General features: G+C 38.4%; 10 protein-coding genes. 9 read left to right on the plus strand and 1 reads right to left on the minus strand.

The genetic code is table 11. The features are described from left to right. Position 1: 1 nt before the first annotated feature. The 7 genes from GQR94_RS10120 (at position 2) to pckA (ending at position 8342) form a co-directional block, all read left to right on the plus strand. Positions 2 to 1171: a 3-hydroxyacyl-CoA dehydrogenase NAD-binding domain-containing protein gene (locus tag GQR94_RS10120; RefSeq protein ID WP_158975391.1), complete on the plus strand. Its 1170-nt coding sequence runs from the start codon at positions 2 to 4 to the stop codon at positions 1169 to 1171. Then, a complete protein-coding gene (locus GQR94_RS10125) occupies positions 1171 to 1575 on the plus strand; it encodes a PaaI family thioesterase (protein WP_158975392.1) in 405 nt (134 codons plus the stop codon). The genes GQR94_RS10120 and GQR94_RS10125 overlap by 1 nt, the downstream gene beginning before the upstream one ends. A 1-nt stretch (position 1576) precedes the next feature. Continuing rightward, a complete protein-coding gene (gene pcaF, locus GQR94_RS10130) occupies positions 1577 to 2785 on the plus strand; it encodes a 3-oxoadipyl-CoA thiolase (RefSeq protein ID WP_158975393.1) in 1209 nt (402 codons plus the stop codon). Positions 2786 to 2801: 16 nt separating this feature from the next. Then, a complete protein-coding gene (paaZ, locus tag GQR94_RS10135; protein WP_158975394.1) occupies positions 2802 to 5300 on the plus strand; it encodes a phenylacetic acid degradation bifunctional protein PaaZ in 2499 nt (832 codons plus the stop codon). A gap of 10 nt (positions 5301 to 5310) precedes the next feature. After that, the gene (locus GQR94_RS10140) at positions 5311 to 6057 is read left to right on the plus strand and encodes an enoyl-CoA hydratase/isomerase family protein (RefSeq protein WP_158975395.1); all 747 of its coding nucleotides are present in this window, start codon (positions 5311 to 5313) and stop codon (positions 6055 to 6057) included. Continuing rightward, positions 6054 to 6653, plus strand: coding sequence for a transferase hexapeptide repeat family protein (locus GQR94_RS10145; RefSeq protein ID WP_158975396.1), 600 nt, complete (start codon positions 6054 to 6056; stop codon positions 6651 to 6653). The genes GQR94_RS10140 and GQR94_RS10145 overlap by 4 nt, the downstream gene beginning before the upstream one ends. Positions 6654 to 6749: 96 nt before the next feature. Beyond that, the gene (pckA, locus tag GQR94_RS10150) at positions 6750 to 8342 is read left to right on the plus strand and encodes a phosphoenolpyruvate carboxykinase (ATP) (RefSeq protein WP_158979564.1); all 1593 of its coding nucleotides are present in this window, start codon (positions 6750 to 6752) and stop codon (positions 8340 to 8342) included. 46 nt (positions 8343 to 8388) lie between these two features. Here pckA and GQR94_RS10155 read toward each other — a convergent pair whose 3' ends face one another. Continuing rightward, entirely contained in the window at positions 8389 to 9285 is an 897-nt protein-coding gene (locus GQR94_RS10155) for a helix-turn-helix domain-containing protein (RefSeq protein WP_158975397.1), read from the minus strand. Between the two features lie 165 nt (positions 9286 to 9450). Here GQR94_RS10155 and GQR94_RS10160 point away from each other — a divergent pair, with 165 nt between their 5' ends. Both GQR94_RS10160 and GQR94_RS10165 read left to right on the plus strand, forming a co-directional pair. Further along, positions 9451 to 10863, plus strand: a complete 1413-nt coding sequence (locus GQR94_RS10160; RefSeq protein WP_158975398.1) for an aldehyde dehydrogenase family protein — start codon at positions 9451 to 9453, stop codon at positions 10861 to 10863. A gap of 30 nt (positions 10864 to 10893) precedes the next feature. Then, on the plus strand, positions 10894 to 12186 hold the full coding sequence (locus tag GQR94_RS10165) for a phenylacetate--CoA ligase family protein (protein ID WP_158975399.1): 1293 nt from the start codon (positions 10894 to 10896) through the stop codon (positions 12184 to 12186). Positions 12187 to 12188: the final 2 nt, after the last annotated feature.

Raw genomic sequence — 12188 nt, forward strand, 5'->3', positions numbered from 1 at the left:
TATGAATGTAGGCGTTATAGGTTCAGGAACAATGGGCAGCGGTATTGCACAAGTAGCGGCAACTTCAGGTTGCACCGTAAATTTGTATGACACCAATCAAGCGGCATTGGATAAAGCTAAAGCAGTTCTCGAAAAAATACTACTACGTTTAATTGAGAAAGGGCGAATAGATACCGCGGAGAAAAATAGAATTCAAAACAAAATCTCCTATGTGAATCAGTTAAAAGATTTAGCAGATTCAGACCTTACTATAGAGGCGATTATTGAAAATCTTGATATCAAGAAAAAAGTATTTATAGAATTAGAGGGTTACGTTTCCGATGATTGTATTATCGCTTCCAATACATCGAGCCTTTCTATTGCTTCTATAGCAGCTTCATTGAAAAAGCCAGACCGTTGTATTGGAATTCACTTTTTCAATCCTGCGCCATTAATGAAATTGGTAGAGGTGATTCCTGCTATTCAAACTTCAAAAGAGGTAGTGCAAAAATCCGTAGCGATTATTTCCGATTGGAAAAAAGTGGTAGCCGTAGCCAAAGACACTCCAGGTTTTATAGTAAACAAAGTGGCACGACCATTTTACAGTGAATCTCTTAGAATATATGATGAAGGTATTGCATCTTTCGAAACCATAGATTATAGTTTAAAAACTTTGGGAGGCTTCCGTATGGGACCATTTGAGCTAATGGATTTTATAGGAAACGATGTCAATTATGCGGTAACCGAATCCGTTTTTGCCTCTTTTTATTATGATGATCGATACAAACCTTCCTTTACACAAAAAAGACTTTCAGAAGCAGGATACCTAGGTAGAAAATCGGGTAGAGGATATTACGATTATACGAGCATCTCTGATTTAGAAAAGCATCAGGATAAATATAAAAGCAGCGATGTATTTTTGAAGCAACAAATATTGGAGCGTGTTCTGGCAATGCTTATCAATGAAGCGGCAGATACCTTATTTATGGGAATTGCTACTGCAGAGGATATTGATAATGCAATGACCAAAGGCGTAAACTACCCTAAAGGATTGTTAGCATGGGCCGATGAAAAAGGAACGGATTGGTGTGTAACAATGATGGATAAGTTATATGATGAATATCATGAAGATAGATATCGATGTAGCCCATTATTGCGAAGTATGAGCAAGGAAAATAAAACATTTTTTTAATGGAAGGAAAAGATATTCCCTTTAGAATGCTAGATGCGGATCCATTCAGTAATTGGTTGGGTATAGCGATACTGGAATCTAGGGTAGGTTATTGCAGGGTAGGTATGACCATCCGCAGAGAAATGTTGAACAGCATGGGAAAAGCTCACGGTGGCATAACATTCTCTTTGGCGGATACTGCTTTTGGGTTTACCAGCAATACCCACGGTAAATATGCGGTCTCTATTGAAACATCTATCAATCATATTGAAGCATTAGAGGAAGGCGATTTTATTACTGCGGAATGTAGTTTAGAAAAAGTAAAGAATAAAGTAGGGTTTAATATCATCGCAGTAAAAAAAGGTGATGATTTGGTAGCACTATTCAAAGGTGTCGTATACAGAACACAAAAAGATTGGGAATAAAATGAAAGAAGCATATATTATAGATGGCGTTAGAACACCCATCGGAAGTTATCAAGGTACATTATCGTCTGTAAGAACAGATGATTTAGGGGCTTTGGTGATTAAGGAAATCGTATCAAGAAATCCAGCTATCCCAAAAGAAGCCTATGACGATGTTATCATGGGTTGCGCAAACCAAGCAGGAGAAGATAACCGTAATGTAGCGCGAATGTCTTCCTTATTAGCAGGATTGCCTTTTAGTGTTCCTGGTGAAACGGTAAATCGTTTATGTAGTTCTGGCCTATCCGCAATCATTCATGCAAATAGAGCTATCAAAGCAGGGGACGGTGATGTATTTATTGCTGGTGGTGTGGAGAATATGACACGTGGGCCATATGTCATTTCAAAACCCTCAACAGGTTTTGGTGGTGATTCTAGAATGTATGATTCTACATTCGGATGGCGATTTATCAATCCGCAAATGCAAAGAATGTACGGTACGGACGGCATGGGAAATACAGCTGAAAACCTAGTGGATAAATACAATATTTCAAGGGAAGACCAAGACACCTTTGCCTATGGTAGCCAGATGAAGGCAACCAAAGCACAGGAAAATGGTCGTTTGGCAAAAGAGATTATTACCGTTGAAATTCCACAACGTAAAAAAGACCCTATTCAATTTTCAAAAGACGAGTTTGTAAAGCCAACAACAACTCCTGAGATTTTGGCAAAACTAAGACCAGCATTTAAAAAAGAAGGCGGTAGTGTAACCGCTGGAAATTCCTCTGGATTAAATGATGGTGCTGCGGCAACTATAATCGCTTCTGAAGATGCGGTTAGAAAATATAATCTTAAGCCAATCGCTAGAATTGTAAGTTCTGCGGTGGTTGGTGTAGAACCTAGAATAATGGGTATTGGACCCGTAGAAGCATCAAATAAAGCTTTGAAAAAAGCGGGCTTGACCATGGCAGATATGGATGTTATCGAATTGAACGAGGCTTTTGCATCGCAGGCACTTGCCTGTATAAGAGCTTGGGGGTTAGCTGATGATGATGCCAGAATAAACCCAAATGGAGGTTCTATTGCCATCGGACATCCACTTGGGGTGACAGGTACAAGAATTGCCTATTCCGCAGCTTTAGAACTGCACGAACAAAACAAGAGGTACGCTTTGATTACCATGTGTATTGGTGTGGGGCAGGGGTATGCCGCAATTATTGAAAGAGTCTAAGTAAAGGAAAAGAGGTATGAAAAAGTCACAAAATTTTGTATTAGATAATTGGGTTGAAGGTAAAGGTGAAGGAATACCCATGTTCGATGCGGTAACAGGCGAAGTAGTTTCCCTTTCCGATACAGAAGGGTTGAACTTTGAAGAAATTTTGCATCACGGTAGAACGGTTGGTGGTGAAGTATTACGCAAGATGACCTTTCAAGAACGGGGTAATATGCTTAAATCCTTAGCACTACATCTCACTAAGAAGAAAGAAGCCTTTTACGAACTAAGTTATAGAACAGGAGCGACTAGAATTGATAGTTGGATAGACATTGAAGGTGGTTTTGGTAACCTATTTGCCAATGCATCCCTTCGTAAATTGTTTCCCAATCAATCGTATCATGTAGAAGGTGAACCTATAGACTTATCTAAAGGAGGCCGTTTTATGGGACATCATATTATGGTGCCTAAAAGAGGGGTAGCCATTCATATTAATGCCTTTAACTTTCCTATTTGGGGCATGTTAGAAAAATGCGCTTGTAATTGGATGGCAGGAGTGCCTGCAGTAGTAAAACCAGCAACCAACACCTCATATTTAACCGAAGCCGTAGTTAAAGAAATTATAGCTTCGGGTATCTTACCCAAAGGAGCCTTGCAATTAATTACGGGTTCTGCTAGAACTATATTAGAAACTGTAGATTCTCAAGATGTAGTCACATTTACAGGCTCTGCAAGTACAGGTAGATTGTTAAAGTCCAATCCTAGAATTATAAATGAATCGGTTCCTTTTACTATGGAAGCAGATTCTTTAAACTCCTGTATTTTAGGAGAAGATGCGATTCCTGGCACACCAGAATTTTCTTTGTTTATAAAAGAAGTGAGAAAAGAGATGACCGTGAAGTGCGGACAAAAATGTACTGCAATACGGAGGGTAATTGTTCCTGAAAAATTGGTAGAAGATGTACAAATAGCCTTAGGTAAAGAACTAGCTAAAATCACCATTGGTGACCCACGACTTAAAGAAGTAAGAATGGGAGCTTTGGTAAGTAAAGATCAAGTAATCGAGGTAAAAGAGCGTGTTGCTGAACTAGCGAAAACTGCTGAAATCATATATGGCGATTTTGAAAAAAATGAAATCATTGGTGGCAACTACAAAGACGGCGCATTTTTAAGTCCGATAGTCTTAAGAGAAGATAATCCTTTTGAAAATTTAAGGGTACACGATACTGAAGCTTTTGGTCCTGTTAGTACAATTATGCCTTACAAAAATTTAGAAGAGGCAATTACCCTAGCGCAAATGGGTAAAGGTTCTTTGGTTTCTTCAATAGTAACTAATGATGATAAAATAGCTAAGGAATATACCATTAACGCTGCGGCATATCATGGTAGAATTCTCATCTTAAATAGAGATAGTGCTAAAGAAAGTACAGGCCATGGCTCGCCATTACCAACCTTAGTACATGGTGGTCCTGGTCGTGCCGGTGGCGGTGAAGAAATGGGCGGTTTACGTGGCATAAAGCATTATTTGCAACGTACGGCAATTCAAGGCTCTCCCACTACCCTAACCGAAGTAACAGGTATTTACCAACCAAATGCTAAATACAAAGAGGCGGCTCAACATCCATTTAAATACCATTGGGAAGATATTCAACCGGGCATGTCTTTAAAGACCCATAAGCGGACTTTTACAGATACAGATATCATCAATTTTGCCAATGTTACTTGGGACCATTTTTATGCCCATACCGACATTACGTCTTTAGAGGGCAGCATTTTTGAGAAAAGAACGGCGCACGGCTATTTCATTATTTCCGCTGCCGCGGGATTATTTGTTTACCCGAATAAGGGCCCAGTTTCTGCCAATTACGGATTAGAAGAGTGCAGGTTCCTTCGTCCATTATACCACAATGATACCGTTTATGTTCGCTTGACATGTAAGCAAAAAGTAGATAGAGATGTAGCGAGTGCAGAGCATCCTAGTGGTATCGTAAAATGGTTTGTTGAAGTTTTTGATGCCGAAGATGAATTGGTGGCTATTGCTACTATTTTGACCATGGTGCAAAAGAAGCAGGAAACTTTAGTCGAAATGACTGAAGATAAGATTACAGAATCTTTAGCGAAGTTGACAGAAGCTTCAAAACCAAAATGGGGCATCATGACGCCGCAACATATGATTGAGCATCTAGATTTCACCTACAAAATAGCTGCTGGAGAAGTACAGGATTTTGATATTGCAACTCCAGAAAAGATATTAGAAAAAGTACACAATAGTCTCTATGATTATGAGCCATTTCCAAAAAATAGTCAGTTTCCGCTATTGGAAAAAGACACGCTTGCTCCTTTACAATATCCCGATTTGCAGACAGCTATTGAAAGTCTTATTAAGAATCGAAATGGCTATTTATCTTATTTCAAGGAGAACCCAGAAACAAAGTTGAAAAATTTGATTTTTGGGGAACTGAACAAATATGAATGGTATTTACTGGAACGAAAGCACTTGAACCATCACTTTGAACAATTCGGATTGATTTAGAATAATAGCAATGGAAAATAAACCCTACGTAAACATAGAGGTAGCCAATAGTATGGGTATGATAACTTTTTATCATCCTTCACATAATTCGCTTCCGGGAGATATTTTGGCAAAGCTTGCGCAAACCATTACCGAAGCGGGGAAAAACGATGCCATAAAAGTCATTGTTTTAAAAAGTGCTGGTGACAGAGTGTTTTGTGCCGGAGCAAATTTTAAAGAGTTACTGGCAATTAATAGTATTGAAGAGGGGCGACAGTTCTTTTCTGGTTTTGCTAAAGTCATCAATTCTTGCAGAAAATGCCCAAAACTTATAATAGGTCGTATTCAAGGCAAGGCAGTCGGAGGAGGCGTTGGATTGGCAGCAGCGGTTGATTATTGCCTAGCTACTAAGTATGCTTCTGTAAAATTAAGTGAACTAAACATAGGTATCGGTCCCTTCGTTGTAGGCCCTGCTGTAGAAAGAAAAATCGGTGTCTCAGCAATGTCGCAATTAGCTATTAACGCAGATACCTTTCAAACTGCTGAATGGGTAAGAGAAAAAGGGCTATACACCGAGATTTTTGATACAACTGAAGAATTGGACAATGCTGTTGTTGAGTTAAGCTTGAAACTTGCAAAATATAACCCTAAGGCCATGCAACTCTTAAAAACCACTTTTTGGAAAGGAACAGAAGATTGGGATAAACTTTTAGCAGTACGTGCAGAAATAAGCGGGGAATTAGTGCTTTCTGATTTTACAAAAGAGAAATTGAAATGATTTACAGTTTCCAAGGATATATTCCTGTCGTACACCAATCTAGTTTCGTTCACCCTCTAGCAGCCGTTACCGGTAATGTAATCATTGGTAAAAACTGTTATATAGGGCCAGGTGCAGCTATTCGCGGTGATTGGGGACAAATTATTTTGGAAGACGGTGTGAACGTTCAAGAGAATTGCACGGTGCATATGTTTCCGGGTAAATCTATAGTTTTAAAAGAAAGTGCACATGTCGGCCATGGGGCGATTATCCACGGGGCGAATCTGGGAAAGAATTGTCTTATCGGTATGAATTCCGTTATTATGGACGATGTGGTAATTGGAGACGAATCCATAATTGGGGCAATGGCATTTGTGCCTGCTGAAACAAGTATTCCTGTTAGAAGTTTGGTTGTTGGAAATCCCGCAAAAGTGGTGAAGCAAGTTAGTGATGAGATGATAGCTTGGAAAACAAAAGGCACCAAACTGTATCAAGAACTGCCCAAAGAATGTCATGAAAGTCTAAAGGAGGTTGCTCCATTACGTGAAGTTCCAAAAGACCTTCCTAAACAAGATGATGCATATCGAACACTTCGAGAAAGTTTTAAAAAGAAGTGATTTGAAGACAATAGAGTCACTACCAACTCAAAAAAATGCCCTGTGGAGTTTAGCTCTTTACCAACATCAAAAATAAATCATCCCAATAAAATACAAATGACCAATTCTTTGAAAGACGTCGGAATTACCCATAGTAATATCAATACTCAAACTTCTCCAGAAGTGCTACAATCAATTAGCATTAAGAAAAATATGGGCCAGGAAAATTCGGATGGTGTATTATGTATCAATACAGGTGAGTTTACCGGGCGTTCTCCAAATGACCGTTTTATTGTAAAAGATGATATTACTAGAGACAAAATTTGGTGGGGGGCTATTAACATCCCTTTTAAACCAGAAAAATTTGATGCTCTATATGATAAGGTAATTTCATATTTGAATCAAGAGGAACTTTATGTTCGTAGTTGTTATGCATGTGCGCATAGCAATTACCAAATGAGTATTCGGGTTGTAAACGAATATCCTTGGTCCAATATGTTCGCTTACAATATGTTTATACGACCAACGGAGGAAGAATTAAAAACCTTTGAGCCAGAATGGACGGTGATAAATGCACCAGGTTTTATGGCAGATCCAAAAACAGATGGAACACGCCAACATAATTTTGCTATTTTAAATTTTACAAAAAAAATAGCTTTGATTGGTGGAACTGGCTATACAGGTGAAATTAAAAAAGGTATTTTTTCTGCGTTAAACTTCATACTTCCGACGGAGAAAAATACCTTGCCAATGCATTGTTCTGCTAACATAGGTGAAAAAGGAGATACCGCAATTTTCTTTGGATTATCCGGCACAGGAAAAACAACCTTGTCAACAGATGCCAAACGAAAACTTATTGGTGACGATGAGCATGGGTGGAGTATGGATAATGAGATTTTTAATTTCGAAGGCGGTTGCTATGCAAAAGTGATTAATCTATCTAAAGAAAGTGAGCCTGAAATTTACGGTGCCATTAAAAAGGGCGCTATTTTAGAGAACGTAGTATTGGATGATAAGGGTATTGTAAACTACACAGACACATCCATTACCCAGAATACAAGAGTAAGTTATCCTATTCATCATATCGATAATATTCAATCGCCTTCAATAGGGGGAAATCCAAAGAATATTTTCTTTTTGACTGCTGATGCTTTTGGGGTGTTACCTCCAATTTCGAAGTTAACACCAAACCAAGCTGCTTATCACTTTATCTCAGGTTATACCGCCAAGGTCGCTGGTACCGAAGCGGGAGTTGTTGAGCCTATGCCTTCTTTTTCTGCATGTTTCGGCGCACCGTTCATGCCATTGCATCCAGCTAAATATGCCGAAATGTTAAGTAAAAAAATGAAAAAGGCGGGTGTAAATGTGTGGTTGGTGAATACGGGTTGGACAGGCGGTCCTTACGGAATAGGTACTCGAATGAAATTAAAGTATACCCGCGCTATGATAGATGCAGTTCTCAATGGTGAGCTAGGAGCTTACAATTACGATAATTATCATATTCATTCAGTTTTCGGAGTTGCGCAGCCACGTGAATGCCCAGGTGTCCCAACAGACGTTTTAAGTCCGAGAACCACCTGGAACGATGATAAGGCCTATTACGAAGCAGCTTTCAAACTAGCGAATGCTTTTCGAGAGAATTTTAAAAAGTTCGAAGCGTACGCAAGTGAAGAAATTCATCGTGGTGGACCACAGCGCTTCGCGTTCTAAGATTAGGTCATAATTCATCTTTTGAATTCTAGCAGCTACCATCCGATTAAAGCGACCAGATTACATTGCTTTTTTTGTATGAAGACGGTGACATTCCCTCTATTTTTTTAAACGAATTACAAAAATGCTCATACGTATTAAAACCACTCTGAAAAGCGACACTTCGCAAATCTTCTGATTTGTCGATAAGCTTTTTCGATAATTCGATTCGTTCTTTCATTATATAGCTCACAGGCGTAATACCAATACTAGTTTTGAACCTAGTAAAAAGATTCGTTTTTCCTACCCCTGAAATAGCGACCAAATCATCGATAGTTATTTTATTGTTCAGATTGGTCTTGATGTAGTGTACTGTAGAAGCTACTTTTTTGTCTTTAATTCTGTTCTTGAAATTTTCCTTTAAGAGCTTACCCGCCTCGGTTTGAAAAAGTCTTGATAGCAACTCTTTGAGCATAAGGGTATGTATTATATTATTTTGATCTGAAGTACTTGACTGAACCGATTTAAATAATCGCTGAAAGCACTCGATATTAGCCCCGTCATTAAGGCAAATGTGGTTGTAAGTATTTGATATTGAACTATTTTTAGTTCGAAAAAAACCGTTAGGTTCGAGCAATAACTCTTCGTAAAAAGATTCCAAGAATTCGGGGGCCATATCAAGAACCAAACATTTGGTCGGATTGGATAAGCTCGCATTGGCAATAGTTACTTCCTGCTCAACTCCTTTTTCGGGAATAAAAATCATACCTGGATAGAATTCGATGTGTACATTTTCAGATTTCACTGTTTTATGTCCAACCATCATCAATGTTATTACATAACGGTTGAAGTAAAACTTTACATTCTTACATGGCGTATTGGTTTCATACACCGAGAGTTTATTACCAGAAACGAATTCATAATGCGTTCCCCTTTCGATAAATCTAGTCTCAGAACCTTTCATGTCATTGAATTATTATTCTATTAAAATGAATTATAATTATATTTTTTCGAATATATAAAATAATTTAACACTATTTGAACTATTAATTAATAATTGTGTTTTATAGTTCATTATTGACTAATGATTGTTCATTAATATTGAGAACTATTCTAAAAAGACATATTTATGAAAACGTATAAAGTTAGTATTAATGGAGAGCTAAAAGCAAGCACGAACACCTTTGAAGTAAAGAATCCAGCAACAGATGAAGTGATTGGTTATGCACCGATTTCGAATGAAGGAGAAGTAAAAGAAGCAATCGCTGCTGCCAAAGCTGCACAAAAAGACTGGGCTGCGCAATCGGATGAATATAGAAAAGGCAAGCTTATGGAAGCTGCCAAGGTTTTAGAAGATAACACCGAATACTTAGCACAATGGATAACCAAAGAACAAGGTAAGGCCATGGCCGGTCCAGGTTCTATGTTTGAAATGCAAGCCTGTGTGGGTTGGACACAAGTACCAGCATCATTGGATTTACCGGTTGAAGTAGTCTTTGAAGACGAAGCTAGAAGGGATGAGCTACATAGAAAACCAGTAGGCGTTGTAGGTGCCATTGCACCTTGGAACTGGCCTTTAATGATTGCCATTTGGCAAATTATGCCATCACTTCGTGCAGGGAATACCGTGGTAATCAAACCTTCGGAGTATACCACTATTGGTACTTTAGAAATGGTTCGTTTGCTAAATACGGTCCTTCCAGCAGGGGTATTAAATTCTATATCTGGTGGCGGTAAAGTAGGGGCCATGTTAGTTGAAAGTAAAGACGTAGATAAAATAATGTTTACAGGCTCTACCAGTACAGCACGAAAAATCATTGAGGCATCAGGAAATAACATGGCCAGATTGACTCTGGAATGTGGAGGTAACGACCCAGCTATTATTTTGCCAGGAACAGATATGACTTCTAAAGCTGGAGATTTATTCTGGGGAGCTTTCATAAATCAGGGACAAACTTGTGCATGCGCTAAAAGACTTTACGTACATGAAAATGACTATGAAAACGTAATCAATATACTTAATGATGTCAGTGGGCAAATGGCTATGGGTAATGGTATGGATGAAGGTGTGTTGTTAGGACCTATTCAGAATAAAATGCAATTTGACAAAGTAGTTGATTTGGTGGAAGATGCCAAGGCAAATGGAGCACGTGTTATTCGTGGCGGAAAAGCCACAGGTGGCGCAGGCTATTTTTATCCTATTACACTAATAGCTGATGTAGATAATGGTTCTCGTATTGTTGATGAAGAACAATTTGGACCAGTGTTACCAATTATTAAATATAAAACTGTTGAGGAAGCTATACAAAAAGCTAACGATACTCGAACTGGTTTGGGTGCCTCTGTATGGAGCGATAATATAGACGAAGCCACCAAAGTAGCCCAACAAATAGAATCTGGTACGGTATGGATCAACCAACATGGTGCAATACACCCAATGGTTCCATTTGGAGGAGTTAAAGATTCTGGTTACGGAGTTGAGTTTGGTATTGAGGGTTTAAAATCGGTAACACAACCAAGGGTTATCAGCATTAAAAAATAATACAATCAATCTAACAGAAATATCTTTTAAATGTATAATCCAAAATTAGAGACCTTACCTCTAGAAGAATTACGAAAATTACAGAATCAGCGGCTGGCTGTGATGCTCAAGAGAATTTACGATAAAGTCCCTTTTTATAAGAATAAGTTCGATGCTATAGGGTTGAAACCAGAAGACATAAAAGGAGTTGAAGATTTACATAAACTACCTTTTACCAAAAAGAGTGATTTACGTGATCACTATCCTTTCGGTCTTTTTACCTGTAAAGAAGACCAATTAAGAAGAATACATTGCTCTAGTGGTACAACAGGAAAACCTATTGTAGTGGGATATACTAAAAACGACTTGGATGTTTTTGATGAAGTGGTGGCGCGATCTTTGGCTTGTGCTGGTGCTAAACCAGGAATGAAATTGCACAATGCGTATGGGTACGGTCTTTTTACTGGAGGTTTGGGTATGCACTCTGGTGCAACCAAATTTGGTATGTCTGTTATTCCTATTTCAGGAGGAATGACAGACAGGCAATTAGACCTTCTAGAAGATTTCAAATCTGAGGTCATTTGCTGTACACCGTCATATGCACAAACAATTGCCAATGAATGTGTAAAAAGAGGTATTGATGTTGCCTCAAGGTTTAACCTTAAATATGCTATTCTTGGTGCAGAACCTTGGACAGAAGCTATCCGTCAGGAAATAGAGCAAAAGCTACACTTAAAAGCAACTAACATCTATGGTTTAAGTGAAATTATAGGGCCCGGAGTTTCTCAAGAAGATTTTGAAGAACAGGGTACAGGAAGTTATATCTGGGAAGATCATTTTTTTCCAGAAATTGTAGATAAAGACACGGGCAAACCACTGCCTTATGGTGAGGAAGGTGTTTTAGTATTCACAACCCTTACTAAGGAAGCTTTCCCTGTTTTGCGTTATTGGACCAACGATATTTGCAGTCTCACGTATGACCATAGCCACAAAAGAACCCACATAAAAATGGGGGCTTTAAAAGGAAGGTCAGACGATATGTTGATTATTAGAGGTGTTAACCTATTCCACACTCAAGTAGAGAGTATCATAGAAAATATACCGCAACTCACACCAAATTATCAACTTATCGTAACCAAGCAGAATGCAATGGATTGCGTTGAAGTTAAAGTGGAAACTTCAAATTCCAATGACATTAATAACGTTGATTTATCAAAAGGTTTTATCAAAAAAATCAAAGATAATATAGGAATTTCAATGAAAGTCACCTTGGTAGCACCAGGTGGTGTTCCAAGAAGTGAAGGAGGAAAGCTCAAAAGAATTTTAGATTTAAGAACTAAATAATC

The sequence above is a fragment of the Cellulophaga sp. L1A9 genome, from assembly GCF_009797025.1.
In the GTDB taxonomy this organism is placed as follows: domain Bacteria; phylum Bacteroidota; class Bacteroidia; order Flavobacteriales; family Flavobacteriaceae; genus Cellulophaga.